The organism is Thauera sp. (assembly GCF_047601425.1).
In the GTDB taxonomy this organism is placed as follows: Bacteria; Pseudomonadota; Gammaproteobacteria; order Burkholderiales; family Rhodocyclaceae; genus Thauera.
Map to the genome: position 1 here is coordinate 1,448,796 of NZ_JASGJL010000001.1, position 24,086 is coordinate 1,472,881.

The following is a 24,086-nucleotide window of genomic DNA, read 5'->3' on the forward strand; positions in this document are numbered from 1 at the left end:
AAACCTCCACATCCACAGTCTCAGAATTTGGGTACAAGGCGTGCTTTCTCGATGTCCTCGAACGGCAGCAGCTGCTCGCCCTTCTCGGTCGTGAGCACCACGGCGCCATCGCGCACACCGCCGAGCACGCCGGCAAAATTACGTTGGTTGTCGATCGGCAGCGACAGCCGGATCTGCGCGTCCTCGCCGGCAAAGCGTTCGAAGTCGGCCAGCTTCTTCAGCGGACGGTCCAGGCCGGGCGAGGACACTTCGAGGCGGTCGTAGTCGATGTTCTCGACTTCGAACACGCGCTGGAGCTGGTTGCTCACCGTGGCGCAGTCGTCGACGGTGATGCCGCGCTCGATGTCGAGGAAGACACGCAGCAGACGCCCGCGCGGCGAGAACTCGATATCCACGAGTTCATAGCCGAGGCCGGTCACCACCTGTTCGATCAGATTCTCGATTCCTGCTCGCATACCTGTCTTCCGCTGCGCTGCCTTCGGATTGCCGCGCACAAATAAAAAATGGGCCTAACGCCCATCAACCCATCGCCCCTGTCCGGAACACGCCGCTGATAACAACATCAGGATGCTTCCGCCACGCGCCGCAAACCACCTGCAGACGCGAACGAACGGAGGTCATCCATCAAAGCCTTGAGAGTATAGCCCCAAAACCGATAGCCGGGCAAATTGCCGCAACGCAGCAACCTGTCCGGCTCCCGCGCGCCCACCCCATCCCCAGGGCGAAGCGTGCAGCAGGAAATCAGCGCGACACGGGCGTGGTCCGGTGCATCTTGGGCGGCCGCTTGTCGCGATCGCTCTTCTGCACCTGGCGCTGCGGCTCAGGCAGGCCGGCGAGCCGGCAAGCGTCGGCTTCGGGCATCTCCATCCACATGCCGCGCTTCAGGCGAGTGGGCAGCTCCACGCTGCCGTAGCGCACCCGCATCAGGCGGCTGACGGTCAACCCGACGGCCTCGAACATGCGCCGCACTTCGCGGTTGCGGCCTTCGGAAATCGCCACCCGGTACCAGTGGTTGGCGCCCTCGCCGCCTTCATCGCGCAAGGAATTGAACTTCGCGGGGCCGTCGGTGAGCTGGATGCCTTCGGTCAGCGACTCGACCTGCTCCTCGGTCAGCTCGCCCAGCAGCCGCACCGCGTATTCGCGCTCCAGCTCGTAGCGCGGATGCATCAGGCGGTTGGCGAGATCGCCGTCGTTGGTGAACAGCAGCAGGCCCGAGGTATTGAAGTCCAGCCGGCCGACCGCGAGCCAGCGCCCCTTGCGCAGCAGCGGCAGGCGTTCGAACACGGTCGGGCGGCCTTCGGGGTCGTCGCGTGAAACGATCTCGCCTTCAGGCTTGTGGTAGATCAGCACCCGCGGCGAACGCTGGGTGAAGCGCAGCGGCACCAGCTTGCCATTGACCTTGACACGGTCGCCCGGACCGATCTTCTGGCCGAGCGAAGCCGGCAGGCCATTGACCGAGATGCGGCCGGCGACCACCCAGTCCTCGATCTCGCGCCGCGAGGCGACGCCGGCCTGGGCCAGCACTTTCTGCAGGCGCTCCGGCTCGGTCAGCGTCATCGGCGCATTGCGGCCGCCGCCCTGCCCCTGCGGCCGGGGGCGAGCCCCCCGTTCACCGCGGTCCGGCACGCCGAGCGCAGACTTGTGCGCATCCGGCCTGCGGGCGGGATCGCCATCCCCGCCCTGCCGGCCGCCACGGTTTCCTCCGCGCGGCGCACGGGGGCCGCGCGGATCGGCATTGAGATGGGCGTTGGGGTCGCGCGGCTGGGCGTCCTCGTCGCGATCATCCTTGCGTGGAGCGCGACGGGGACGATCGAGAATCTCGATCGCGTCAGACTTCTTCTGCGGGGGGCGGAGCGGGCTGTTCGGTTTGCGAGGCATCGACAAGGTCCATGATTTTTTCGATCTCGGTCAGCGCAGGCAGCTCGGTGAGGCTGCGCAGACCCATGTCATCGAGAAAGCGCCGGGTGGTGGCGAATAGCGCCGGGCGGCCCGGCGTGTCGCGGTGGCCGACGACGTCGATCCAGCCGCGCGATTCCAGAGTCTTCAATATGTTGGGCGATACCGCCACGCCGCGCACGTCCTCGATGTCGCCGCGCGTGACGGGCTGCCGGTAGGCGATGATCGCCAATGTTTCCATCACCGCGCGCGAGTAGCGCGGCGCTTTTTCTTCCTTCAGCCGATCCAGATAGGGCTGGCAGTCGGCGCGTGTCTGAAAACGCCAGCCGCTGGCCAGTTGCACCAGTTCGATGCCGCGACCGGCTGCCGCCCATTCGGCGCGCAGCTCTTCCAGCAGCTTGCGCACCAGTTCCGGCCCGGGGTCGTCATCGAACAGCTTGCGCAGTTCGGATACCGGCAGCGGCGCCGGCGCGGCGAACAGCGCGGCCTCGATGACGCGCGACCAGGCTTCAGGCGTCGCGGGCTGCATCGGCCAATTTCACGTAGATCGGCGCAAAGGCCTCGTTCTGGCTCACTTCCACCAGTTTTTCCTTCACCAGTTCGAGCACGGCGAGAAAACTCACGACCAGGCCCGCCGTGCCGAGCTTGGCATCGAACAAGGCATCGAAGACGACGAAACCGCCGCCGCCGAGCCTGCGCAGGATGCCGGTCATATGCTCCCGCACTGAAAGCTGCTCGCGCCCGACACGGTGATGCTGGGTCAGGCGCGCGTTCTTCATGATCCGCAGCCAGGCAAGCTGCAGGTCGTGCAGGCTGACTTCGGGCTGGCGCTCGACCACCTTCTCGGCGACGAAGACGCCGACCCACTCGAAATCGCGCTCGGCCCGCGGCAGCGTGTCGAGCCGTGCCGCGGCGAGCTTCATGCGTTCGTACTCCAGCAGGCGGCGTACCAATTCGGCGCGCGGATCTTCCTCTTCCGCATGCTCGCGCGGCGGCCGCGGCAGCAGCATGCGCGATTTGATCTCGAGCAGCATCGCCGCCATCAGCAGATATTCGGCAGCCAACTCGAGATTGCTCGCCCGCATCGCATCGACGTATTCGAGGTACTGCGCCGTCAGCGGCGCCATCGGAATGTCGAGGACATCGAGATTGGCCTTGCGGATCAGGTACAGCAGCAGATCCAGCGGCCCCTCGAAGGCGTCGAGGAATACTTCCAGCGCGTCGGGCGGAATATACAGGTCTTTCGGCAGTTCGAGCAGCGGTTCGCCATAGATGCGCGCCACGTGCTCCAGCATCCCGGGCACCTCGACCGGCGCCAGTTCCAGCGGCAGGTTCATGTCTACATGCGCATCAGGAACTGATGATCGCGCCAAGCAGGTAACGGAAACCCGCGATCAGTGGCGACAACATCGCGGCAAACTCTTCCCGGAAGAACACTATGACCACGAGCAGGAAAGGAAGCCCATAGGGTTCGAGCCGGGCGAAACGCCGTGCTAGATGCATCGGCAGCAGGCTGAAGGCGATTCGGCCGCCATCCAGCGGCAGAATCGGCAACAGGTTCAGCACCATCAACATCGCGTTGATCTGCATGCCGGCATCGGCCATCTTCATCATCGGCAAGTCGTAGACACCCAGCTCGCCAGCCATCGCGAAACGGAACAGGATCGCCCAGCCCAGCGCCATGAGCAGATTCATGAACGGCCCGGCCGCAGCCACCCACAGCATGTCCGCCTTCGGCTTGCGCAGCCGGCCGAAATTGACCGGCACCGGCTTGGCCCAGCCGAACAGGACGGCACCGACGCCAAACAGGTAGCTCAGCACAAGGATGCCCCCCGGCACCAGGATCGTGCCCACCGGGTCGATGTGGCGCAAGGGGTTGAGCGTGATGCGGCCGGCCAGATCGGCAGTGGGATCGCCAAAATGGCGAGCGACATAGCCGTGCGCCGCCTCGTGCAGGGTGATGGCCAGGACCACGGGCAGCGCCCAGATCGCCAGCGTCGAAATCAGAGAATCCATGGAAGCGTCGGCAGCAAAGCGCGCATTCTAGCAGAGCGCACCTGCGCCCTCTTCAGTCCGCCAGGCCGAAGGGCTCCAGTGCGCCGCAGCCGGCACGCACCAGCTCCGGCGTACCGGAAGTCAGATCGATCACGGTCGTGGCTTCAGGGCCGCAGTAGCCGGCCTCGATCACCAGATCGACCTGTTTGCCCAAACGATCGCGGATTTCCTCGGCATCGGTCAGCGGCAGATCCTCATCGGGCAACAGCAGGGTCGAGGTCAGCATCGGACCATCGAGTTCGGCCAGCAGGGCCGAAACGACGACATGCTCGGGAATGCGCAGGCCGATGGTCTTGCGCTTGGGGTGCAGCACCCGGCGCGGCAGTTCCTTGGTGCCTTCGAGGATGAAGGTATAGGCGCCCGGCGTCGTCGCCTTGAGCAGCCGGTACTGGCTGTTGTCGACCCGGGCATAGGTGGCGATCTCGGACAGGTCGCGGCACATCAGGGTGAAGTGGTGGCGCTCATCGACGCCGCGAATCTTGCGGATGCGGTCGAGCAGGCTCGCATCCCCGACCGTACATGCCAGCGCATAGGCCGAATCGGTCGGCAGCACGACCAGCCCGCCGCCGCGGATGATTTCGGCCGCCTGGCGGATCAGGCGCGGCTGGGGCTGCTCGGGATGGAGGGAAAAGAACTGGGCCATGATTGTCGTGTTCTCAGATGAAGCGCGACCACACCGGCGTGAGGTCGGACGGAAGGGGATTGCAGCGGCCGAGATCGACCGGGCTTTCGTTCTCGCCGTGGAAGTCGGAAGCGCGCGAGGCGAGCAGGCCGCGGCGGCGGGCGACGGTGGCGAAGCGGCGCATCTCGTCTTCGCTATGGGCGCCGGAAACGACCTCGATCGCCTCGCCACCGGCAGCGATGAAACGGTCGAGCAGGCGCTCCATGTCGGCATTGGACAAGCGGTAACGCGCGGGATGGGCGATCACGGCGACGCCGCCGGCGCCACGAATCCAGCCCACCGCATCCTCCAGCGACGCCCATTCGTGGTCGACGAAACCAGGTTTGCCACGCACCAGGTAATGCTCGAACACCGTCCTGACGTCCGGCATCACGCCGCTGGCGACCAGATGCCGGGCGAAATGGGCACGGCTGACCAGCGCCGGATTGCGCGCGAAGCGGCGCGCACCTTCGAGCGCACCAGGAATGCCTGCATCGGCCAGCGCCTGGCCGATGCGTGCGGCACGCGCATCGCGCCCCATGCGGATCTGCTGCAGACCGGCGACGATACCCGGATCCTGCGGATCGATACCGAGGCCGACGACATGGATCGTCTCGTCGGCGAAGGACACCGAAACTTCCACGCCGGGAACGAAGCGCAGCCCCAGTTCGGCTGCAGCGGCCGCAGCGATGCCGAGGCCGCCGAGTTCGTCATGATCGGTCAGCGCAAGCAGTTCGACGCCGTTCGCCTTCGCCCGCGCGACAACGCCGGCGGGCTCGAGCCAGCCGTCGGACACGGTGGAATGGCAATGCAGATCGGCATTGAGTGCATGCAGTTCGGCAAGTTTCATCTGAATACTCCGGAAGGAGGCGTCATTGTCCATCGGACAGAAAAAACGCTTCGACGATCTCCGCGATCCGCCGAGGCTGGTCGTGATGCAGATTGTGGCCGGCATCCTCCACCCTGCGCACTTCGATCGATGAGAAACAGGCAAAGGCCGCTGCATGATCCTCGTCGCTGACGCCAATGCGTTCGCGCAGGTCGGCGCTCGCCGGCTCGATCGCCAGCACCGGCGCCGTCACCCGCCTCCAGCAGGCTTCGGCCTCGGCGCGGCGGTAGAGCACCGGATTCACCCGGCGATGCAAGGGGTCGCCTGCAATCCGCCAGCCCTTGCCCTCGTCCCGCTCATCGGCCTGGGCCAGTGCTTCGGCGAGCCACGCGGCGCGCCACGCGTCGAGGCGAGGGTTGTCCTGCCGCAGGCGCTCGGCGAGCGCTTCCCGGCTGGGATAGGCCCGCGGCCGCGGTACTTCGCTCAGCTCCCGCAGCCACTTCTGGTAGCGCCCGGGCGCCTCGGCGGCCGCGCGATCCGGCAGACCGAAGGCATCGAGCACGACGATGCGGCCAACCCGCGCCGGACGGATGCCCGCGTACATCAGCGCGATATTGCCGCCCATGCTGTGGCCGACGAGGCGTACCGGTGCCGTGTCTTCACCTTCGACCGCATGCAGGATCGCATCGAGGTCGGCAAAATAATCCGGATACCAGTAACCGTCGGCATGACTCCAGGCGCTGAGGCCGAAACCCCGCCAGTCGGGCGCGATCACATGCCAGTCGCCGGCCAGCTCATCGACCATGAACTGGAACGATGCCGACGCATCCATCCAGCCGTGCAGCAGGTAAAGCCGGGGGGCGCCCGCCCTGCCCCACTCGCGCAAATGCAGGCGCAGGCCACGTATATCGAGGAAACGGGAACGGGAATCTTTCATGGCGGAATGATAGCAAAGCCCCCGGCACGCCCCAGCAGCGACGATGCGAGCCTGCTCGCGTATCATCACCCGCTGGCCCGCCCAAGCCCCGACCGCAAGACCGATGAGCATTTCTCCGATCGCCGAGCTTCGTCGCTGCCCCACCTGCAACCGCTGGGGCGGCAAGCGCACGCTGGCAGAAGACGGCAGCACCGTCCATATCGACCCCGACAACAGTCGCGGCACCTGCAACGAAGGGCCATGGCACGGCAGCCTGCGCGGACCGCGCAATGCCTGTGGGCAGTGGCTGCGCTGGATCGAGATCGCAACCGGCAGCTGAGCGCAGCAGCCAGCCCTGGCATCAAATCCGCAGGTATCCGGAAGCCTACGACTCCGCTTCGCCCGCCGCCTCCTCGTCCGCGGCAGTTGCTGCGGCACGCTCGGCGTCGATCCGCGCGATCATCGCCGACCGCGATTCAGGCGTCTCCAGGCTGATGCGGCCGAGCACGCCATCGCGATAATCCTGCAGCAGGATCAGCGAAGCCTTTTCCAGGTCCAGGCCGCCGCCCTTGACCAGACAGCCTCGCCTGCGCCCGATCGCCTCCACCAGCGCCTGGGCGTCCAGCGACGACGGCTCGATGCGGTAGCGGGCCGCCAGCAATGCCGGATAGCGCTCAAGCAGGATGCCGCCGAGGAAGACTGCGACCTCTTCGTCGATGACAGCATTGCGACCGATCGCATGGCTGGCCGCCAGCATGTAGCCGTCAGGGTCGTAGTCGATCTTGGGCCACATCATTCCGGGCGTGTCGGTCAGCGTCATGCCCGGCCCCAGATCCAGGGTTTGCTGGTGCTTGGTCACGGCCGGCTCATCGCCGACCTTGGCCACCTTGCGCTTGAGCAGCGCATTCATCAGCGTCGATTTGCCCACATTGGGGATGCCCATGATCATCATCCGCAGCGGCTTGGTGCCGTCATCGCGATGCGGCGCGAGCTGGCGGCACAAGGCCGGCACGCGCGCAGCATCGGATGCGCTCTTGGCCGAGATCGCGACGGCCTTGACGCCCGGCTGGCGATTGTAGAAATCCATCCAGGCCCGGGTCGCCGCCGGATCGGCCAGATCGGCCTTGTTCAGCAGCTTCAGGCAGGGGCGGTTACGGAAGCGCCGCAGTTCGGAGATCATCGGATTGCTGCTGGCCTCGGGCAGGCGCGCATCGGTCACTTCGATAACGACGTCGATGGCCGCCATCGCCTCGGCCGCCTTCTTTCGCGCCGACGCCATGTGACCGGGAAACCACTGGATTGACATGCTTTAGCCCATCGCCTTTTTTTCTGGTGCGCGCATTATCCCATCGTGCCGGCTCTTTACGGCCTCTTTCCAAATCGGCGCATCATGCCGCGATTGATGCAATGCACAACAAATTCAAGCATCCTGCGCCAATTCCTCGCCTGCCCTCTTGAGCCAAGAATTTTTTCGCCCGGCACGCAAAATAAATTCCCCATGCTCCGGAAACGGTGTATCGTGCGGCTCGCAGTCGATTCAAGCAGTGGTTGTTCTGGTGGTTGTCCAGCGTGTTCTACAAGAACGCGTGCCGGTCTGATTCCTCTGGATTACGTTTCTTGATCGTTCCTGCATTTTGGGGCGCAAGCCCAGTCATTTTTTATATGGAACGCAAATGAGCACTCAAACCGGTACCGTCAAGTGGTTCAACGACGCCAAGGGCTTCGGCTTCATCACCCCGGAAAACGGCGGCGACGACCTGTTCGCCCACTTCTCGGAAATCCAAAGCAAGGGTTTCAAGAGCCTGGCTGAAAACCAGCGCGTCGAATTCGAAGTCAAGACCGGCCCGAAGGGCCTGCAGGCGGCCAACATCCGCCCGCTGTAATCGACACGGCGTCGCCGACGCCGAGCGATTCTGAAGAACGCGGCCTTGCGCCGCGTTTTTTGCTTTTCTGCCGCCAGACTGCGGCAGAGCCTCAACGCCCTCCAGGCGCGGTACAGCGGCATCGCGGCAAGCACGGCCACTGTCGATTCCCATCCCCGCCACACCCCTTTACTCCGCTTCACTCGTTTGCTGCGCCGGATTCGCCGATAATCGCGACTTCGCAGCATCGCTGCCCATTGCCGCCCGCGCGGCTCGACTGCCATGACCGACTCCGTTCCCAACGAATCTCCCAGCCCCGAGACGAGCGCCCAGGAGACGCTGCGCTTCACCGACCTCGACCTTCCTGCGCCCCTTCTGTCCGCGCTGGCCGAAGTCGGCTACGAAACGCCCTCGCCGATCCAGGCCGCCTGCATTCCGCAGCTGCTGGCCGGACGCGACATTCTCGGCGAGGCCCAGACCGGCACCGGCAAGACCGCCGCCTTCGCGCTGCCGATGCTGGCCCGTCTCGACCTGTCCGACAGCCGGCCGCAGGTGCTGGTGCTGACGCCGACGCGCGAACTGGCCATCCAGGTCGCCGAAGCCTTCGCCAAATATGCGCATCACCTGAAGAATTTCCACGTGCTGCCGATCTACGGCGGCCAGAGCATGGTGGTGCAGCTGCGCCAACTGTCGCGCGGCGCCCAGGTCATCGTCGGCACGCCCGGCCGCGTCATGGACCACCTCGAGCGCGAGAGCCTGAAGCTCGACGCGCTGAAGGCGATCGTGCTCGACGAAGCCGACGAAATGCTGCGCATGGGCTTCATCGACGACGTCGAATGGATTCTCGAGCACACTCCGGAAGAGCGCCAGACCGCGCTGTTCTCGGCGACGATGCCGAACGTGATCCGCGACGTCGCCCGCCGCCACCTGCGCGAGCCGGAGGAAATCAGGATTCGCGCCGCCACCGCCACGGTGTCGAAGATCAGCCAGCGCTACTGGCTGGTGCGCGGCGTCGACAAGCTCGACGCGCTGACCCGCATCCTCGACGCCGAGGAAAGCTTCGACGCCGCGATCGTCTTCGTCCGCACCAAGATCGCCACTGAGGAACTCGCCGACAAGCTCGCCGCACGCGGTTACGCCGCGGCAGCGCTCAACGGCGACATGACCCAGGGCCTGCGCGAGCGCGTGATCGAGCAGCTCAAGAATGGTGCGCTCGACATCGTCATCGCCACCGACGTCGCCGCCCGCGGCATCGACGTGCCGCGCGTCAGCCACGTCATCAACTACGACATCCCCTACGACACCGAAGCCTACGTCCACCGCATCGGCCGCACCGGCCGTGCCGGCCGCGAAGGCGTCGCGATCCTGTTCGTCGCGCCGCGCGAGACGCGCATGCTGAAGATGATCGAACGCGCCACCCGCCAGCCGATCACGCCGATCGCGTTGCCGAGCAGCGAGGAGGTGACCAACCTGCGTGTCGCCCAGTTCAAGCGCCTGGTAGTCGAAACCGCCGCCGAGCAGCAGTTGGGCTTTTACATGGATGTGGTCAACAACCTCGCCGACGAGAACGAGCTCGAGGTGCATGAGATCGCCGCCGCGCTCGCCTATCTCGCCCAGCGCGAACGCCCGCTGCAGATCGAGCAGAGCGGCCGCGGCTGGGATCTGGCCACTGCCCAGCCGGGCAGCGGCGGCCGGCCGCCGCGCGACGAGCATTTCACCACCGGTGCGCCGCGCGAGCGTGCGCCCCGCCCCAACCGCGACGAAATCCTCTCCCGCCGCCGCGCCTTCGCCGACGGCACGCTGGTGCGCTACCGCATCGAAGTCGGCCGCAACCAGGGTGCCAGCCCGAAGGAGATCGTCGGCGCGATCGCCAACGAGGGCGGCATCGAAGGCCGCTTCATCGGCCAGATCCATCTGTTCGACGATTTCTCCACCGTCGAACTGCCGGCCAACCTGCCCGCCGACCTGATGGACACCCTGAAGCGCACCCGGGTGCGGCAGATGCAGCTGAACATCCGTGCGCTGTCGGCCGCCGAAGCTGCCGCGACGCCGGAACGCCGCCGCCCGCCGCGCGAGGACCGCGACTGGCGCGACAACAGGCAGGAGCGCAAGCCAGGCGGTTTCGAGCGCCGCGAATCCAGGCCGGCAGGTGGCCATCCGAAAGGCGACTGGAAGACCCGGGAGCGTTCGTCCGACACCCAGCGCCCACCGCGCCCCGACGCCGGCGGCCAGCACCGCAACTTCAGCCGCCCCGCCGACACGCCGCGCCCGGCCTCCCATGGCGCGGGCAAACCCCGCAAGCGCAGGGAAGACTGAAGCACGGGCTGCACCCGGCCCGGGCGCCCCGCTTCGGCATCGGCACCCGGGCCGCCGAGGCGTTCAGTGCGCCCGCCGTCTACCCGACATGAAGGCCTGACCGAGCATGAGGCTGCAGCCCTGGCATCACATCACCACGGCCGGATTCACCCTGCGCGGGCAACACAGCCCGCCCTCCGGCCGCCCGGTGATCCACTTCCTGCACGGCAACGGCTATTGCGGGCTGAGCTATGCACCGATGCTGGAAATTCTGGCGGAGGATTTCGACCTCTTCCTGTCCGACGTCCAGGGCCATGGCGACAGCGACCAGGGCGGCCGTTTCCACGGCTGGAACCGGACCGCCGAATTCGCTGCCGAGGCCTGGCGTGCGCAGCGGACGCACTTCGGCGACGTGCCGGCCCATGCCGTCGGCCACAGCTTTGGCAGCGTCATCAGCTGCCTGATGATGGCCCACGAGCCACACCTGTTTTCACGCGCGGTATTGCTCGATCCGGTGCTGTTCCCTCCGGCGATGATCGGCCTGATGGCGATGTCCGACGTCGTCGGCCTGCTGTCGCGCAACACGCTGGCCAGCCGCGCGCGCAGGCGCCGCCACCACTGGCCGGACCGCACGGCCGCCTATCTCGGACTGCAGGAGCGCGGCATGTTCCGCGGCTGGCACAACGACGCGCTGCAAGCCTATGTCGACCACGCCCTGCGCGACAGTCCGGCAGGCGGCGTCGAACTCAAGTGCCGGCCCAGCCGCGAAGCCGAAATCTTCGGCTCCTATCCGCGCCGCCTGTGGTCCGCGCTGGCCCGGGTCGGCACCCCCACCATGGTGCTGCGCGGTGATCGCAGCTATCCCTTTGCCGCCAGGGGCATAACACGCTGGCGTGCCGGCAACCCTGCAATACAAGAACAATTGGTGGCGGGCGGACATTGCTTCATGCAGGAAGCGCCGGACGCGGCTGCAGCCGATATCAAGCGCTTTCTCTCGGCCGCTGGCTGAAACCGGTTGCTGGAAGCCAAGCCCTGCCCCGCATTCTTCAGTCACGCATACGGCCGCAGATACGGACAAGGAATCATCTGCCGCCCAGCAGAAAACGGGGTTCGATGGACACGGTATCGCGGCCATTGGTCACCCAGACATGGCCGTCCTGGATACTGAACTGCAGGCGCATCGTGCGCTCGGCGAGCTTCGCCAGTTCGCTGCTCGCCTCACGTGCCAGCTCAATGACCCTCAGCGAAGCTTGGCGTGCCAGTTTTTCACGCACGCCGTTCCACCACACCTCCAGCGCGCGGCCGTAAGCCAGCACGATCACCTCGCCTGCCCGCCCGCAGGCCTTGCGCACCCACTTCTCGTCCGGCTGGCCGACATCGATCCAGCACTCGATCGCACCGGTCAGATCCTTTCGCCACAGGTCCGGCTCGTCATCCACGCACAGACCCTTGCCGAAACCCAGCGCCGGATCGGCGAACAGGGCAAAGGCCAGCAGGCGCACCATCATCCGCTCATCGGTCTCGGACGGATGACGGGCCAGCGTCAGGCTGTAGTCGGCATAGTGGCCGCGATCCATGTCTGCGATCTGGATGTCGGCCTTGAAGATCGTCGCCTTCAGCGCCATCAGTGCACCTGCTCCGGCGGACGGCTGGCCTGCTGCCAGGCGATGACGGCACGCGCGGCATGTGCCATGACCCTGTCGCGCTGCTCCTGCGGCAGTTCGCGCGCCAGCGCGCCGAACAAGGCCTGGGTGGCTTCCTGGCCGACGCCTTCGGCCGCGAGGCCGTCGGCCAGGCAGCGGATCTGGATGAAGGCCAGCGCATCGGCCACCAGCCGCCAGCCGGCCAGCGGCATCTCGCGCGTCATCAGGCCGAGCAGGCGGCCGCCGAGCTGCGAGGCGAGGCGAAGGGCCTCGTCGCGGTTGTCGGTAGCAATGGACGAATGCCATAGCGCGAGATGGATGGCCCGCCGAAGTTCGACCTTGAAGTCGATGACGTTTTCCTCGGCCTGCCCAATGGCTTCGAACTGGCGCAGGAAACGCGCCTCGTCCTCGACCTGGAGTCCAGTCCGCAAGGCACCGATGAGTTCGGTCAGGCCGGGAATGGATACCAGGCCGAAGGCCTGGCTCCAGGCCACACCCCATTGATCCATGCCGGACAACAGCATGGCTCGCCGCAAGGCACAGGCTTCGCCTGCATCGCCTGCACAGGCCCAGTCATCCAGCTCCCGTTGCAGTTGGGCGACGCCTTTCAGGCGTATTTCGTCGCTTTCACCGACGCTGAGGCGGAACACACGGGCAAAGGCTTCCTGCGCCATCTGCGCGGCCTGGCGCTGAATCCCGCTGTCTGCATGGACAGCAAGAGGATCGGGAGGAATCGCGGCATCGTTCGCGCTCATGGGGCCACCGTCGTCAGAATTGGGCGCCCATTGTGCACAGCGATGCCACTCGAATCAAATCGGATCGCCTGCGTGCCGGCCATGCCAGCCCGCGGCAGCACTCAGGCGATGCTGCGCGCCGCCCACAACGACACCGGCGCGGTGCTGCCGGTGCGGTAACCGTTTCCCTCGACAGCCCCTTCGCGGAAACCCTGCAGCATGCGTTGCAGCGCCACTGCATCCTCTTCGGTGAAACCGCGCTTGAAATCGGTCAATAGCAGACGCGAACGGGTCATCCAGTTGCCCGGTGCATCGTCCAGCGCACACCATGCGGCGCTGCGGTGATCCGCCTCGTGCTGGGCGAGCCACAGCATCGCCTCCCGCTCGCGCAGGCCATGCAGTTCGGCACCGTTCTTGGGCAGCATGTGCGGCGTGGCGCCAACGATGCGGGGACGGATGTCCTCGGCGAAGCGGGCCACCAGTTTCTGCATCGAAAAAAGCATGCGCCAGTCCGACGCGATGATCACGCGCGCTTCTTCAAACTCCCGCAGCACCGCCTCGATCAGCGGCAGGCAGCGAAAATCCTCGACTTCGCCCCACGGGTGGGTCACGCCATCGAAGTCCATGAAGATGTATGTATTGCGTGTCATGTTGCACTCTCTCTGCCATTTGGGCGCACGGCTGCGGTTCTTAATTGCTGCAATGCAGAATATACTCCAATCCAAGGCGCCAACACCTGCCGCTTTCGTCACGAATCATTGAAAGAAAATCGTCGCATCGCTGCGGCACAATTGTTTTTGCAACGCACAAAAAAACTTTACTGCGAGGACTACAGCATGACGCCCATCATCAATCTGGAAGGTAAGGTCGGCCTGATCACCGGTATCGCCAACGAGAAATCCATCTCCACCGGTGTCGCCGAAGCCTGCGCCCAGGCCGGCGCCAAACTGATCATCACCTATCAGAACGAAAAGACCCGTGCCTTCATCGAACCGGTGATCCACCGCCTGGGCGTCGAAGACGCGTTCCTGCTCGACGTCACCAACCCCGAGACCATGGATGCGGCCTTCGCAGAAATCGAAGCGCGCCATGGCAAGCTCGATTTCGCCGTGCACAGCATGGCCTTTGCCAAGCGCGACGACCTGCACGGCCGCGTGGTCGATACCTCGGCCGACGGCTTCGCGCTGGCAATGGATGTATCGACCCACTCCTTCGTCCGCCTGGCCAAGAAGGCCGAACCGCTGCTCGAGAAGGCCGGCGGCGGCGCGCTGGTGACGATGACCTACCTCGGCTCGGAGAAGGTCATCCCCAACTACGGCGTGATGGGCCTGTGCAAGGCCGCGCTCGAGGCCGCCACCCGCTACATGGCCGCAGAGCTCGGCGCCAAGAACATCCGCGTGAATGCCGTATCGCCCGGCCCGCTGATGACGCGTGCCGCCTCCGGCATCGCCGGCTTCGATGGCCTGATGGCCGCAGCGGTCGAGCGCTCGCCGATGCACGCCCTGGTCACGCCCGAGGACATCGGTGCGCTGACCGCCTTCCTGGTATCCGACGCCGGCCGGCTGATCAGCGGCGGAGTGCATTTCGTCGATGCCGGATACAACATCATGGCGTAAGCACGGAGCATCACGATGCGCACCACGATCGACATCACCGCGGCCCGTACTCAACTCGGCCGAAGCAGCATCGTGCTGCCGGATCCCGTTCCGGCGCACCCGCTGCTCGATGGCAAGGAGGAGATCGGCCGCGGCGAATACTCGATCGTGCTCGACAAAGGCGACGGCGAACGGGTTTACAAGATCGTCAGTTCGCCTGCCGACTACTTTCTCTACACCGCGGACGACCGCCCGCGCGGCGAGCATTTCCCCGTCATCCACGCCGACCACGGCATCATCGGCCGCGCCCTGTCCGGCTATCCGCTGCATCTGATCGAGATGGAGAAGCTCTATCCGCTGGCCGAAGGCTCCCACGCAGCGGCACTTGCGCTCCGCCTGATCGACACCTACTGGTCGGCCTGCCAGCAATGGAACAAGCTCGGCGCCAACATGGGCCGGATCGCGCTTTACGACATGACGCTGAACCCCTTTGCCGCAAGCGACAACCTGAACAAGGCGGTCAAGGCCTTGTCGGATTTCGTCGAGGAATACCAGGTCCTGCCCGACATCCTGAACGCCAACAACCTGATGATGCGCAAGGACGGCACCCTGGTGTTCTCGGATCCGGTTTTCATCGCCTGAGCTGCCCAAACCCCTGCGCCGGGACGCTGGCCGACGATCCGCGTATCATGTAATGCCCCGCCAGCAGCGGCGCACATGGAACACAGCATGTCCCGACACGACCACGACGAGCACGAGGCAGCAGCCCCCGCGCTGCCCGACACGATCGGAATCGCACGCACGGGCGCCTTCGACGCCCCCGCCTTCGAGCGCGCGATCGACGACCTGCTGCGCGCCTGCGGCATCGATCCGCACTCCTCCCATACCGGCCGCACCGCGCAGCGCGTGCGCGAACTGTGGCAGCGGCGCCTGCTCGGCGGCTACGAGCTCGATCCGGCCGAGGTGCTGGGCGAAGGCTTCGCCGACGAGCGCCGCGACATGGTGGTGGTGCGCGGCATCGCGGTGCACGGCGTCTGCCCTCACCATCTCGTGCCCTTTCGCGGCGTCGCCCACGTTGCCTACATCCCTGACGGGCGCCTGCACGGCTTCGGCCGCATCGCCCGCCTGGTGGATGCGATCGGCCACCGCTTCACCTACCAGGAGTGGATGACACGCGACATCGCCGACGCGCTGCTGCGGCACGGCAAGGCGGCCGGTGCCGCCTGCGTGATCGAGGCAGAACAGCTCTGCCTGCTGCTGGGCGAGGACCGGCGCGGCGACGAGCGCGTCGTCACCCAGGCCTTCAGCGGGGAATTCGAGCGCTCGCCCCAGGCCCGCAGCGAATTCCTGAGGGCGATCTCGGGCTGAACCGCATCTCAGTGCGGATGCAGCACACGGATGCGATGCTGGGCGGTGTTGACAAGCACGACCTCGCGCCCTTCGATGACCACCGCTCCACGATAGCGGTCATCGCCTGACAGCGAATACTCGAAATCGAAACCTCGGCGCAGCACCACATGCCCTTCGTCGTTGCGTGCGAACCTGATGCCGTGGCCGACGACGGTCTCGTCCAGGAACTGCAGACCCTCGCGCAGGCAGGCGCGCCGCGCAGCTTCCAGTCCGGCCTCGCGCGCCTTCAGACTGTCGAACCAGAACCAGACGATGCCGCCGAGCCCCAGCACCGTCATCAGTTCGGCAAAGCTCATCTGCAGCGGCTGCCCGTGATCAGGGCAGCATCATGCCGCGGATCATGAAGAACAGCATCGCCGCCATCAGCGCCGACGCCGGCACCGTGATGACCCAGGCTGCTGCAATCCGCATCAGCTGCGAGCGTTTCACCAGCTCGCGACGGTAAACCTTGCGCAGGCCCTTGCGCTCGACCTTGGAGAAATGCGCCGGGTCTTCGGCCTTCTTCGAGCGCTGCTTGAGGTCGCGCAGCATCTCGCCCTTCTCCTCGATCGAAGCTTTCTCGAAGCGGGCGACAAAAGCCTCGATCGCAGCCAGATCGCCTTCCGGATGGTGGGCCTTGATCTCTTCCAGCATGCGGTCGTAGTTGCTCTTGAGATACTCACGCAGGAAGCCGACGCCAAGCACGCCGCCGACGGCGATATGCGTCGAACTGACCGGCAGGCCGAACTGGCTGGCAACGATCACCGTCAACGTCGCCGCCATCGCGATACAGTAGGCACGCATCTGGTCGAGCTCGGTGATCTCGCTACCTACGGTGCGGATCAGTTTCGGTCCGAACAGCGCCAGGCCGAGCGAAATGCCCAGTGCCCCGACCATCATCACCCAGGTCGGGATCGGCGCCGATTTGTGCATCGCCCCGCCGCTGGTGATGACATCGACGATCGCGGCAAGCGGCCCGATGGCATTCGACACGTCGTTGGAACCATGAGCGAAGCTGAGCAGCGCCGCGGCAGCGATCAAGGGCACGGTGAACAGGCGGTTCACGCTCTGCTTGGTATTGGCGAGCTGCATGCCGCGTCCGTTCATCGAGCGCCTGGTCAGCAGGAAGATCGGCACAGCGATCACCAGACCGTAGACCGCCGCCTCGCCGAAACCGACCGACCACACGCGGTTCAGCCCTTTCAGGATCAGGTAGGCGCCGAAAGTCCAGGCCATCAGGCCCACCAGCATCGGCACCATCCTGCGCGCTGCTGCTGCCATGTCGGACTGATAGGTGATGCTGCGCTTGACCAGGTACAGGAAGGCAGCCGCAAACACGCCGCCGAGCACCGGGGAAACGACCCAGCTGGCAACGATGTTGCCCATCGTCGACCAGGCCACGATACCCGTGCCTTCGGCCGCGATGCCGGCACCCAGCACGGCACCGACGATCGAATGCGTCGTCGACACCGGGGCGCCGACCGCCGTGGCGATGTTCAGCCACAGCGCGCCAGCCAGCAACGCTGCCAGCATGATCCAGACGAAGGTGTCGGAATCCGTGATGAGTTCGGGATCGATGATGCCGCTACGGATGGTGCCAACGACTTCGCCGCCGGCAATCAGCGCACCGGCGGCCTCGAAGATGGCAGCGATGACCAGCGCGCCGGCCAGGCTCATCGCCTTGGAGCCGACGGCCGGGCCGACGTTGTCGGCAACGTCGTTGGCGCCGATGTTCATCGCCATGTAACCGCCGACCATGGCCGCCATGACGAGGACCAGGCTGCCCTCGCCGCCGCCGCCGCGCATCGCGGCATAGAACATGACGCCGACGATGAAGAGCAGGCCGATGCCCAGGCGAAGCACTTCTCCCCGTCCGCGATGTGTTGCTCGTTCGATCTCGCTGATGTGTTTCAGGTCCACGCAGTGTGATCCGAAATGGAAAGGCGCCATTGTTTCAGAAAATCGACAAGCCCCCAAACACCTCGTGGGTCCCGTCCCCCTGGATCACGCTGCAGCGCAGCATCGGTGCAACACTGCCGGGACCGGCTTCACAGCCGGTCGTACTTGTCGGCCCGCCCTCGCGCCTTGTCGGCGGGATAGCGCTCGGCATTGATCGCCATCTTGCGTGCCGCGGCCTCCGCCAGGTCGATGTCCAGCACGTCGGCCAGGCGAACGAGATAGAGCAGTACGTCGGCCAGCTCTTCCGCCACCGCGCCACGCGCTGCGGCGTCCAGGCTGGCGGACTGCTCGGCTGTCAGCCACTGAAAATGCTCGATCACCTCGCCCGCCTCTCCAGCCAGCGCCATTGCAAGGTTCTTGGGCGTATGGAACTGGTTCCAGTCGCGGTCGGCGGCGAAACGGCGCAGTTCGTCGCGCAGGCCGTCGAGCCGGTCCCTGCTCGCCTGATCCGGTTTCATTCGATGCGGTGCTCCAGATCGAAACCGGCGCCATCGTCGACACCCAGGGCCTCCACCAGCCAGGGCATCATTGCTTCGAGCCGCTCGGGCAGCACCCACGGCGGATTGACGATGAACATGCCGCTGCCGAACATGCCGAAACCTTCGCGCGGCGGCCGGCGAACCGCCAGACGGACGTCGAGCCAGCTGCCTGCCCCCAGTTCCGCCAGCCGTTCCGGCAGCCTGCGCGCCTCCGGGCGCGCGAGCATCGGATACCACACTGCGTAGGTACCGGTCGGGAAGCGCCGCATTGCGTCCCTGAGGCAATCGACCACATGCCGATAGTCGTCCTTGACCTCATAAGGCGGATCGATCAACACCAGAGCGCGCCGTGAAGGCGGCGGCAACAGGCTCTTGAGCGCACCGAAGCCGTCCGCCTTGCGGCATTGCACACGCTCGGCCTCAGTCGCGAAAGTGCGGATCAGGGATTCGAAATCAGCCGGATGCAGCTCGAACAGGCGCAGGCGGTCCTGCGCCCGCGCGAGCGTCATCGCCAGCGCAGGCGATCCCGGATAGAAGGTCAGATGTCCATGAGGATTGAACTGCGCCAGCGCTGCACGATAGGCCGCGAGCGGTTCTGGCAGCTTCGTCCGGTTCCAGATTCGGCCGACGCCATCGACGTACTCGACGGTCTTGCCTGCCTGCTCGCTGTCGAGCGCATAGCAGCCACCACCCGCATGGGTGTCGATGTAGTACCAGGGCTTGTCCTTGCGGTTGAAATAGGACAACAACTCGAGCAGCAGGGTATGTTTCAGTACGTCGGCATGGTTGCCGGCATGGAAGGCGTGGCGATAACTGAGCATGAGGGGTATCCGTTTGCGACCCGCATGCTAGCACCACGCCGGGGGAAAGGGCCAAGGCCCGGCGGGTCGCACGGGAAATTCCCCGCCGGATCAGTGACATTGCAGAGCTTCGCGGTGTTTGCAGCACATGATGCGCTTGCTATGATGCGCCCCCCGAGCGCCGGCATCCGCCGGCAGGCAGAGAGAGCGAGAAAACGGATATGAGCATCTACGCGCTGGGCGACCGCACGCCCCGTTTCGGTGAAGGATCCTGGGTCGCCCACAATGCGACCGTGATCGGCGCGGTGGAGGCCGGCCGCGACGTCAGCATCTGGTACAACGTGGTGATCCGCGGCGACAATGATCCGATCCGGATCGGCGACGGCAGCAACATCCAGGACGGTTCGGTACTCCATACCGACGACGGTGTGCCGCTGACCATCGGCGCCGACGTCACCGTCGGCCACATGGCGATGCTGCATGGCTGCTCCATCGGCGATGGCAGCCTCATCGGCATCAACGCCGTGGTGCTCAACAAGGCGGTCATCGGCAGGAACTGCATCATCGGCGCCAACACGCTGATCCCCGAAGGCAAGGCCATCCCCGACCGCTCGCTGGTAGTCGGCTCGCCCGGCCGGGTGATCCGCCAGCTGTCGGATGCCGAGATCGAGCATCTTAAGTGGAACGCCCGCCACTATGTCGACAATGCAGCCCGCTACAAGACCGAGTTGCGCGCCATCGACCCGGCGACGGTACTCGGACAGCCACAAGCCTGAACGCGGAGCCTAAGCCGGCGCCTGGCCGCCGGCCCGGGCCAGCCAGACCACAGCAGCCAGCACGATCGCCCCGCCCAGCATCTGCAGCGGGGTGAACGCCTCACCGAGGAAGATCGCCGCCAGCGCGATCGTCACCACGGGCTCCAGCGTCAACAGCGTTGCCGCATCGGCAGGCCCCAGATGGCGGATGCCGATGAAGAGGCCGAGCATCGCCACCACGGTGCACACGATAGCGATCGCGAACACCGCCCCCCAGGCCGGCATCGTCGCCGGAAATGCCGGCTGCTGCCATCCGGCCAGCAGCGCGAACACGATCGCCGCGCCGATCATCACCACCGTGACGGCCGCCAGCGGATCCTCCTCGGCCAGGGCCCGGGCACCGACCAGGATGTAGATCGAGTAGATCACCGCTGCCGTCAGCCCCAGCGCGATTCCGAGCGGCTCGCCCGACATGCCGCCGCCCAGCGTCAGCGCGGTACCGAGCAAGGCAGCAAGCACCGCGAGCATTCGTCTGGCACCGAGCGGCCGGCGCAGGATTAGGGAGCCGGACACGGTGACGAGAAAGGGGTGGAGGTAGAGCAGCAAGGCGACCAGCCCGGCCGAGGCGTGATTGAGCGCCGAGAAGAAGCTCATCGACTGGCCGACGTAGCACAACCCGCCCATCGCCAGCAGCAGCGCCAGATTGCGCCCTTTCGGCCAGCGCCGCCCGGTCGCCAGCATGAGGCAGGTCAACAGCGCTGCCGCAATCACGAAACGCAGCAGCAGGACGGCGGTCACGTCCGCCCCGCCGGCGTAGGCCTGGCGCGCGAAAATCGCCATCGCGCCGAACGATGCTGCCGAAAGCGCGACACACAGGGTACCGACGAGCCGTGGGGTCATGATGCAGGCAAAAAAAGTGGGAAAGCATGCTCCCGTGCCATGCGGGGGTCAATCAGGACTCGCGCCGGCAAGCAGAACGCCGGAAACCGCCGGGCAATGGACACTTACACCCGCCCACCCCATCGGAGGGCGAATTGCGGTATACCGGAGCCCACGCCTACATCCTGTGTACCAATACGGAAACACATCGCACGGATACGCATCACCCCCATTCATCAAGCATCATTCCCGGGAGTTCGCCCATGTCTCTTCGCCTCTGGCCCAGCATCCTTCTTGGCAGCGCCCTCATCTCGCCGCTTGCCGCACCTGTCGCGCTTGCCGCGCCCGAGCAGGACGCCAGCCGACGGCAGACAATCGAGTTCTCCGCGAACGCGAGCCAGGCGGCGCCGAACGATCTCGGCATCGCCACGCTCTACGTCGAAAGCAATGGCAAGGACGCGGCCGCGCTGGCAAAGGAAATCAACCAGCGCATCGCCAAGGCGCTCGATCTGGCGCGCGGCTTTGCCAGCGTGAAAGCCCAGTCGGGCGGCGTGTCGACCTGGCCGGTATATGCGAAGAATGGCCAGGGAAAAATCGAATCGTGGCGCATGCGCTCGGAAATCCGTATCGAGAGCCGTGACCTCGGCGCGCTGTCGGAGCTGATCGGCAGGCTGCAGTCGGATCTGGCACTGTCGGGTGTCGCCATACAGCCCGCGCCGGAAACACGGCGCAAGGCCGAAGAGGAAGCCACCGTCAGCGCGATTCAGGCTTTCGAGCAGCGCGCAGCACTGATCGCCAGGACGCTCGGCAAGCAGTACCGCATCGTGCACATGTCGATCGGCGACAGCGGCGGCCTGCCGCCGATCAGATATCGCATGCAGGCGTCGGCGATGATGGCCGATGCGGCGCACGCACCGGCGCCACTCGAAGGCGGCGAGAGCGAGCTGGCAGTCAGCATCAACGGCCGTATCGAGTTGCTCGACTGAGTCGGGGCAGGTTTCCCCCCTTGCCCGCAATTGCCGGCTGTCGCGCTGGACGCGGCACGCCGGCTGCATTATGTTTGCGCGCATGAAACGCGCATCGACACCCGCTTCGCATCCGATGATTCTGCCAGGCATCCGTCTTGCCGGCATCGTCACACTCGCTGCAGCCATTCTTGCCGGCTGCAGTTCGACGCCCGCTCCCGGTCCGCCTTCGACGAGGGACGCCCCCATCACCCAGCCTCGCGACCAGGGCCGGTACTTCACGCTCGAGGATGAAGCCCATGCGCAGGAGATGGTGCTGTTCGCGCTAGGCCTGCTCGACACCGGCTACCGCTTCGGTGGACGCAACCCCGAAGCGGGCCTGGACTGCAGCGGCATGGTGGCCTGGATCGTCGAGAACATCAGCGGCAAGCGCCTTCCGCACAACGCTGCCCAGATCGCCGACCGCACGCGGCCGATCAAGGTCGATCAGCTCCAGCCCGGCGACCTGGTGTTCTTCAACACTCTGAAACGCCGCCATTCGCACATGGGCATCTACATCGGCGACGGCCGCTTCATCCATGCGCCGTCCAGCCGCGGCAGCGTCCGCGTGGAAAGGCTGGACAATCGCTACTTCGCGCCACGCATCGACGGCGCACGCACGCTGATCGCCTCGAACTGAGGCAGCACTCAGGCTTATTTCTGCGGGACCTGCACGTAGATTTCCTGCGGCCGGGTCAGGCCGAGTTCGAAGCGCGCCCGCTCCTCGATCGCCTCGTTGCCGGACTTGAGATCGCGCACCTCGGCATCGAGGCCGGCGTTGCGCTGCTCCAGCCTCAGGTTCTCGGCGCGCTGCGCCTGCAGCAGGCGGTTGACTTCCCATACCCGCAGCCAGCCGCCCTTCCCCAGCCAGAGCGGGTACTGCAGCAGGACGACGAGGGCGAGCAGGATCAGAATGGGCCAGCGCATGGAGAAGAAACGGTCAGTACAGGTGCGACAAAGGCCGGCGGACGAGCCGCCGGCCTCGGGCGTGCCTCAGGGCACGGGGTTCAGCGCAGGTTGTAGAACGCGCGCTTGCCCGGGTAGAAAGCGGTGTCGCCCAGATCTTCCTCGATGCGCAGCAGCTGGTTGTACTTCGAGATGCGGTCCGAACGCGACAGCGAGCCGGTCTTGATCTGCATCGCGCGCAGGCCGACGGCGATGTCGGCGATGGTCGAATCGTCGGTCTCGCCCGAACGGTGCGAGATCACCGCGGTGTAACCGGCCAGTTTGGCCATCTCGACGGCGGCGAAGGTCTCGGTCAGGGTGCCGATCTGGTTGATCTTGATCAGGATCGAGTTGGCGATGCCCTTTTCGATGCCTTCCTGCAGGATGCGGGTGTTGGTGACGAACAGGTCGTCGCCGACCAGCTGCACCTTGTTGCCCAGGCGCTCGGTCAGCACTTTCCAGCCTTCCCAGTCGCCTTCGGCCATCGCATCCTCGATCGACACGATCGGGAACTTGTCGCACAGCGTCGCCAGGTAGTCGGTGAAGCCTTCGGCGGTCAGCGACAGGCCTTCGCCCTTCAGCTCGTACTTGCCGTCCTTGTAGAACTCGGAGGCGGCGCAGTCCAGCGCCAGCAGCACGTCCTGGCCGGGCACGTAGCCGGCGGCGATGATGGCCTCCTGGATCAGGTTCAGCGCTTCCTCGGTGCCGGACACGTTGGGGGCGAAGCCGCCTTCGTCGCCGACCGTGGTCGGATAGCCCTTGCCGTCGACGATCTTCTTCAGGTGCTGGAAGATTTCGGCGCCGCAGCGCAGGGCTTCGCGGAAGCTGCCCATGCTCACCGGCATGATCATGCATTCCTGGATGTCGAGGCTGTTGTTGGCATGCTCGCCGCCGTTGATGACGTTCATCATCGGCACCGGCATCACCATCGGGCTGGAGCCGCCGAAATAGCGGTACAGCGGCAGGCCGGCTTCCTCGGCGGCGGCCTTGGCCACGGCCATCGACACCGCCAGCATGGCGTTGGCGCCCAGGCGCGACTTGTTGTCGGTGCCGTCGAGCTCGATCAGGGTGCGGTCGATGAAGGACTGGTCTTCGGCGTCGAGGCCGATGATGGCTTCGGCGATCTCGGTGTTCACGTTCTCGACCGCGCGCAGCACGCCCTTGCCGAGGAAGCGCGACTTGTCGCCGTCGCGCAGTTCGATCGCTTCGCGCGAGCCGGTGGACGCGCCCGAGGGCACGGCGGCGCGGCCCATCACGCCGGATTCCAGCAGCACGTCGGCTTCGACGGTCGGGTTGCCGCGGGAGTCGAGAATTTCGCGGGCGATCACATCAACGATTGCACTCATGTATTTGTCCTGTTGCAGTTACGGGATGATTCGAATCGATCACG

The 24,086-nt window shown here is 65.7% G+C and carries 29 protein-coding genes; 10 read left to right on the forward strand and 19 right to left on the reverse strand.

Annotation, left to right across the window (positions count from 1 at the left end; all coding sequences use genetic code 11):
- Positions 1-20: 20 nt before the first annotated feature.
- The 8 genes from rimP to QM748_RS07085 form a co-directional block, all read right to left on the reverse strand.
- Positions 21-455, reverse strand: coding sequence for a ribosome maturation factor RimP (gene rimP / locus QM748_RS07050; protein WP_415246306.1), 435 nt, complete (start codon positions 453-455; stop codon positions 21-23).
- A gap of 286 nt (positions 456-741) precedes the next feature.
- Positions 742-1,878: a 23S rRNA pseudouridine(2605) synthase RluB gene (gene rluB / locus QM748_RS07055; protein ID WP_415246307.1), complete on the reverse strand. Its 1,137-nt coding sequence runs from the start codon at positions 1,876-1,878 to the stop codon at positions 742-744.
- Complete coding sequence (scpB, locus tag QM748_RS07060) at positions 1,829-2,425, reverse strand: SMC-Scp complex subunit ScpB (protein WP_415246308.1); 597 nt, start codon at positions 2,423-2,425, stop codon at positions 1,829-1,831. Before scpB ends, rluB begins: the two co-directional genes overlap by 50 nt.
- Complete coding sequence (locus QM748_RS07065) at positions 2,406-3,233, reverse strand: segregation and condensation protein A (protein WP_415246309.1); 828 nt, start codon at positions 3,231-3,233, stop codon at positions 2,406-2,408. The genes scpB and QM748_RS07065 overlap by 20 nt, the downstream gene beginning before the upstream one ends.
- Before the next feature lie 13 nt (positions 3,234-3,246).
- Positions 3,247-3,912 carry a site-2 protease family protein gene (locus tag QM748_RS07070; RefSeq protein WP_415246310.1) on the reverse strand — a complete coding sequence of 222 codons (666 nt, stop codon included), beginning with the start codon at positions 3,910-3,912 and terminating at the stop codon, positions 3,247-3,249.
- A 52-nt stretch (positions 3,913-3,964) separates the two neighbouring features.
- Positions 3,965-4,594 (reverse strand): L-threonylcarbamoyladenylate synthase, encoded by a 630-nt coding sequence (locus QM748_RS07075; protein ID WP_415246311.1) that lies wholly within the window; start codon positions 4,592-4,594, stop codon positions 3,965-3,967.
- Between the two features lie 13 nt (positions 4,595-4,607).
- Positions 4,608-5,462, reverse strand: a complete 855-nt coding sequence (locus QM748_RS07080) for a 3',5'-nucleoside bisphosphate phosphatase (RefSeq protein WP_415246312.1) — start codon at positions 5,460-5,462, stop codon at positions 4,608-4,610.
- Positions 5,463-5,484: 22 nt separating this feature from the next.
- Entirely contained in the window at positions 5,485-6,489 is a 1,005-nt protein-coding gene (locus QM748_RS07085; protein ID WP_415246313.1) for an alpha/beta fold hydrolase, read from the reverse strand.
- Here QM748_RS07085 and QM748_RS07090 point away from each other — a divergent pair.
- Complete coding sequence (locus QM748_RS07090) at positions 6,482-6,697, forward strand: hypothetical protein (protein WP_415246314.1); 216 nt, start codon at positions 6,482-6,484, stop codon at positions 6,695-6,697. The genes QM748_RS07085 and QM748_RS07090 overlap by 8 nt on opposite strands.
- A gap of 45 nt (positions 6,698-6,742) precedes the next feature.
- Here QM748_RS07090 and ylqF read toward each other — a convergent pair whose 3' ends face one another.
- Complete coding sequence (gene ylqF / locus QM748_RS07095) at positions 6,743-7,663, reverse strand: ribosome biogenesis GTPase YlqF (protein ID WP_415246315.1); 921 nt, start codon at positions 7,661-7,663, stop codon at positions 6,743-6,745.
- Positions 7,664-8,030: 367 nt separating this feature from the next.
- Here ylqF and QM748_RS07100 point away from each other — a divergent pair, with 367 nt between their 5' ends.
- The 3 genes from QM748_RS07100 (at position 8,031) to QM748_RS07110 (ending at position 11,523) form a co-directional block, all read left to right on the forward strand.
- Positions 8,031-8,240, forward strand: coding sequence for a cold-shock protein (locus QM748_RS07100; protein ID WP_004260632.1), 210 nt, complete (start codon positions 8,031-8,033; stop codon positions 8,238-8,240).
- Positions 8,241-8,501: 261 nt separating this feature from the next.
- The gene (locus QM748_RS07105) at positions 8,502-10,535 is read left to right on the forward strand and encodes a DEAD/DEAH box helicase (RefSeq protein ID WP_415246316.1); all 2,034 of its coding nucleotides are present in this window, start codon (positions 8,502-8,504) and stop codon (positions 10,533-10,535) included.
- Between the two features lie 106 nt (positions 10,536-10,641).
- Entirely contained in the window at positions 10,642-11,523 is an 882-nt protein-coding gene (locus tag QM748_RS07110) for an alpha/beta fold hydrolase (RefSeq protein WP_415246317.1), read from the forward strand.
- A 73-nt stretch (positions 11,524-11,596) separates the two neighbouring features.
- On the opposite strand, the gene QM748_RS07115 is transcribed toward QM748_RS07110, so the two are convergent.
- The 3 genes from QM748_RS07115 to QM748_RS07125 all read right to left on the reverse strand — a co-directional run bounded on the left by QM748_RS07115 (position 11,597) and on the right by QM748_RS07125 (position 13,541).
- Positions 11,597-12,139 (reverse strand): YaeQ family protein, encoded by a 543-nt coding sequence (locus tag QM748_RS07115; RefSeq protein ID WP_415246318.1) that lies wholly within the window; start codon positions 12,137-12,139, stop codon positions 11,597-11,599.
- The gene (locus QM748_RS07120; RefSeq protein WP_415246319.1) at positions 12,139-12,912 is read right to left on the reverse strand and encodes a hypothetical protein; all 774 of its coding nucleotides are present in this window, start codon (positions 12,910-12,912) and stop codon (positions 12,139-12,141) included. Before QM748_RS07120 ends, QM748_RS07115 begins: the two co-directional genes overlap by 1 nt.
- Positions 12,913-13,013: 101 nt before the next feature.
- Positions 13,014-13,541: an HAD domain-containing protein gene (locus QM748_RS07125; protein WP_415246320.1), complete on the reverse strand. Its 528-nt coding sequence runs from the start codon at positions 13,539-13,541 to the stop codon at positions 13,014-13,016.
- 186 nt (positions 13,542-13,727) lie between these two features.
- On the opposite strand from QM748_RS07125, the gene fabI reads away from it, so the two are divergent.
- The 3 genes from fabI (at position 13,728) to folE (ending at position 15,854) form a co-directional block, all read left to right on the forward strand.
- Positions 13,728-14,507, forward strand: a complete 780-nt coding sequence (fabI, locus tag QM748_RS07130) for an enoyl-ACP reductase FabI (protein WP_415246321.1) — start codon at positions 13,728-13,730, stop codon at positions 14,505-14,507.
- A 15-nt stretch (positions 14,508-14,522) separates the two neighbouring features.
- The gene (locus QM748_RS07135) at positions 14,523-15,128 is read left to right on the forward strand and encodes a hypothetical protein (RefSeq protein WP_415246322.1); all 606 of its coding nucleotides are present in this window, start codon (positions 14,523-14,525) and stop codon (positions 15,126-15,128) included.
- An 87-nt stretch (positions 15,129-15,215) separates the two neighbouring features.
- Complete coding sequence (folE, locus tag QM748_RS07140; RefSeq protein WP_415246323.1) at positions 15,216-15,854, forward strand: GTP cyclohydrolase I FolE; 639 nt, start codon at positions 15,216-15,218, stop codon at positions 15,852-15,854.
- 8 nt (positions 15,855-15,862) lie between these two features.
- Here the strand turns inward: folE and QM748_RS07145 are convergent, their stop codons facing one another.
- The 4 genes from QM748_RS07145 to QM748_RS07160 all read right to left on the reverse strand — a co-directional run bounded on the left by QM748_RS07145 (position 15,863) and on the right by QM748_RS07160 (position 19,134).
- Positions 15,863-16,192 (reverse strand): DUF3301 domain-containing protein, encoded by a 330-nt coding sequence (locus tag QM748_RS07145; protein ID WP_415246324.1) that lies wholly within the window; start codon positions 16,190-16,192, stop codon positions 15,863-15,865.
- A 19-nt stretch (positions 16,193-16,211) separates the two neighbouring features.
- Positions 16,212-17,795 carry an inorganic phosphate transporter gene (locus QM748_RS07150; protein ID WP_415246325.1) on the reverse strand — a complete coding sequence of 528 codons (1,584 nt, stop codon included), beginning with the start codon at positions 17,793-17,795 and terminating at the stop codon, positions 16,212-16,214.
- A gap of 128 nt (positions 17,796-17,923) precedes the next feature.
- Entirely contained in the window at positions 17,924-18,292 is a 369-nt protein-coding gene (locus QM748_RS07155) for a nucleotide pyrophosphohydrolase (RefSeq protein WP_415246326.1), read from the reverse strand.
- Positions 18,289-19,134, reverse strand: coding sequence for a 23S rRNA (adenine(2030)-N(6))-methyltransferase RlmJ (locus QM748_RS07160; RefSeq protein ID WP_415246327.1), 846 nt, complete (start codon positions 19,132-19,134; stop codon positions 18,289-18,291). Before QM748_RS07160 ends, QM748_RS07155 begins: the two co-directional genes overlap by 4 nt.
- 200 nt (positions 19,135-19,334) lie before the next feature.
- On the opposite strand from QM748_RS07160, the gene QM748_RS07165 reads away from it, so the two are divergent.
- A complete protein-coding gene (locus tag QM748_RS07165) occupies positions 19,335-19,889 on the forward strand; it encodes a gamma carbonic anhydrase family protein (RefSeq protein ID WP_415246328.1) in 555 nt (184 codons plus the stop codon).
- Positions 19,890-19,898: 9 nt separating this feature from the next.
- Here QM748_RS07165 and QM748_RS07170 read toward each other — a convergent pair whose 3' ends face one another.
- Positions 19,899-20,768, reverse strand: a complete 870-nt coding sequence (locus QM748_RS07170; RefSeq protein WP_415246329.1) for a DMT family transporter — start codon at positions 20,766-20,768, stop codon at positions 19,899-19,901.
- Positions 20,769-21,010: 242 nt separating this feature from the next.
- Here QM748_RS07170 and QM748_RS07175 point away from each other — a divergent pair, with 242 nt between their 5' ends.
- Together QM748_RS07175 and QM748_RS07180 are read left to right on the forward strand one after the other, a co-directional pair.
- On the forward strand, positions 21,011-21,733 hold the full coding sequence (locus tag QM748_RS07175) for an SIMPL domain-containing protein (protein WP_415246330.1): 723 nt from the start codon (positions 21,011-21,013) through the stop codon (positions 21,731-21,733).
- Positions 21,734-21,848: 115 nt separating this feature from the next.
- The gene (locus tag QM748_RS07180) at positions 21,849-22,391 is read left to right on the forward strand and encodes a C40 family peptidase (protein WP_415248032.1); all 543 of its coding nucleotides are present in this window, start codon (positions 21,849-21,851) and stop codon (positions 22,389-22,391) included.
- 14 nt (positions 22,392-22,405) lie between these two features.
- Here QM748_RS07180 and ftsB read toward each other — a convergent pair whose 3' ends face one another.
- Positions 22,406-22,678, reverse strand: a complete 273-nt coding sequence (ftsB, locus tag QM748_RS07185) for a cell division protein FtsB (protein WP_415246331.1) — start codon at positions 22,676-22,678, stop codon at positions 22,406-22,408.
- Positions 22,679-22,758: 80 nt separating this feature from the next.
- Positions 22,759-24,042: a phosphopyruvate hydratase gene (eno, locus tag QM748_RS07190; RefSeq protein ID WP_415246332.1), complete on the reverse strand. Its 1,284-nt coding sequence runs from the start codon at positions 24,040-24,042 to the stop codon at positions 22,759-22,761.
- Between the last annotated feature and the right edge of the window lie 44 nt (positions 24,043-24,086).

Excerpts from the sequence above, each read along its gene's own strand:
- QM748_RS07155 (WP_415246326.1), bottom strand. The coding sequence starts at position 18,292 with ATGAAACCGGATCAGGCGAGCAGGGACCGGCTCGACGGCCTGCGCGAC.
- QM748_RS07120 (WP_415246319.1), bottom strand. The coding sequence starts at position 12,912 with ATGAGCGCGAACGATGCCGCGATTCCTCCCGATCCTCTTGCTGTCCAT.
- QM748_RS07090 (WP_415246314.1), top strand. The coding sequence starts at position 6,482 with ATGAGCATTTCTCCGATCGCCGAGCTTCGTCGCTGCCCCACCTGCAAC.
- QM748_RS07175 (WP_415246330.1), top strand. The coding sequence starts at position 21,011 with ATGTCTCTTCGCCTCTGGCCCAGCATCCTTCTTGGCAGCGCCCTCATC.
- QM748_RS07110 (WP_415246317.1), top strand. The coding sequence starts at position 10,642 with ATGAGGCTGCAGCCCTGGCATCACATCACCACGGCCGGATTCACCCTG.
- fabI (WP_415246321.1), top strand. The coding sequence starts at position 13,728 with ATGACGCCCATCATCAATCTGGAAGGTAAGGTCGGCCTGATCACCGGT.
- rluB (WP_415246307.1), bottom strand. The coding sequence starts at position 1,878 with ATGCCTCGCAAACCGAACAGCCCGCTCCGCCCCCCGCAGAAGAAGTCT.
- QM748_RS07115 (WP_415246318.1), bottom strand. The coding sequence starts at position 12,139 with ATGGCGCTGAAGGCGACGATCTTCAAGGCCGACATCCAGATCGCAGAC.
- QM748_RS07160 (WP_415246327.1), bottom strand. The coding sequence starts at position 19,134 with ATGCTCAGTTATCGCCACGCCTTCCATGCCGGCAACCATGCCGACGTA.
- QM748_RS07170 (WP_415246329.1), bottom strand. The coding sequence starts at position 20,768 with ATGACCCCACGGCTCGTCGGTACCCTGTGTGTCGCGCTTTCGGCAGCA.
- QM748_RS07085 (WP_415246313.1), bottom strand. The coding sequence starts at position 6,489 with ATGCTCATCGGTCTTGCGGTCGGGGCTTGGGCGGGCCAGCGGGTGATG.
- folE (WP_415246323.1), top strand. The coding sequence starts at position 15,216 with ATGTCCCGACACGACCACGACGAGCACGAGGCAGCAGCCCCCGCGCTG.
- QM748_RS07065 (WP_415246309.1), bottom strand. The coding sequence starts at position 3,233 with ATGAACCTGCCGCTGGAACTGGCGCCGGTCGAGGTGCCCGGGATGCTG.
- QM748_RS07080 (WP_415246312.1), bottom strand. The coding sequence starts at position 5,462 with ATGAAACTTGCCGAACTGCATGCACTCAATGCCGATCTGCATTGCCAT.
- eno (WP_415246332.1), bottom strand. The coding sequence starts at position 24,042 with ATGAGTGCAATCGTTGATGTGATCGCCCGCGAAATTCTCGACTCCCGC.
- QM748_RS07100 (WP_004260632.1), top strand. The coding sequence starts at position 8,031 with ATGAGCACTCAAACCGGTACCGTCAAGTGGTTCAACGACGCCAAGGGC.
- QM748_RS07105 (WP_415246316.1), top strand. The coding sequence starts at position 8,502 with ATGACCGACTCCGTTCCCAACGAATCTCCCAGCCCCGAGACGAGCGCC.
- QM748_RS07075 (WP_415246311.1), bottom strand. The coding sequence starts at position 4,594 with ATGGCCCAGTTCTTTTCCCTCCATCCCGAGCAGCCCCAGCCGCGCCTG.
- QM748_RS07135 (WP_415246322.1), top strand. The coding sequence starts at position 14,523 with ATGCGCACCACGATCGACATCACCGCGGCCCGTACTCAACTCGGCCGA.
- scpB (WP_415246308.1), bottom strand. The coding sequence starts at position 2,425 with ATGCAGCCCGCGACGCCTGAAGCCTGGTCGCGCGTCATCGAGGCCGCG.
- QM748_RS07070 (WP_415246310.1), bottom strand. The coding sequence starts at position 3,912 with ATGGATTCTCTGATTTCGACGCTGGCGATCTGGGCGCTGCCCGTGGTC.
- ylqF (WP_415246315.1), bottom strand. The coding sequence starts at position 7,663 with ATGTCAATCCAGTGGTTTCCCGGTCACATGGCGTCGGCGCGAAAGAAG.
- QM748_RS07165 (WP_415246328.1), top strand. The coding sequence starts at position 19,335 with ATGAGCATCTACGCGCTGGGCGACCGCACGCCCCGTTTCGGTGAAGGA.
- QM748_RS07180 (WP_415248032.1), top strand. The coding sequence starts at position 21,849 with ATGATTCTGCCAGGCATCCGTCTTGCCGGCATCGTCACACTCGCTGCA.
- ftsB (WP_415246331.1), bottom strand. The coding sequence starts at position 22,678 with ATGCGCTGGCCCATTCTGATCCTGCTCGCCCTCGTCGTCCTGCTGCAG.
- QM748_RS07145 (WP_415246324.1), bottom strand. The coding sequence starts at position 16,192 with ATGAGCTTTGCCGAACTGATGACGGTGCTGGGGCTCGGCGGCATCGTC.
- rimP (WP_415246306.1), bottom strand. The coding sequence starts at position 455 with ATGCGAGCAGGAATCGAGAATCTGATCGAACAGGTGGTGACCGGCCTC.
- QM748_RS07125 (WP_415246320.1), bottom strand. The coding sequence starts at position 13,541 with ATGACACGCAATACATACATCTTCATGGACTTCGATGGCGTGACCCAC.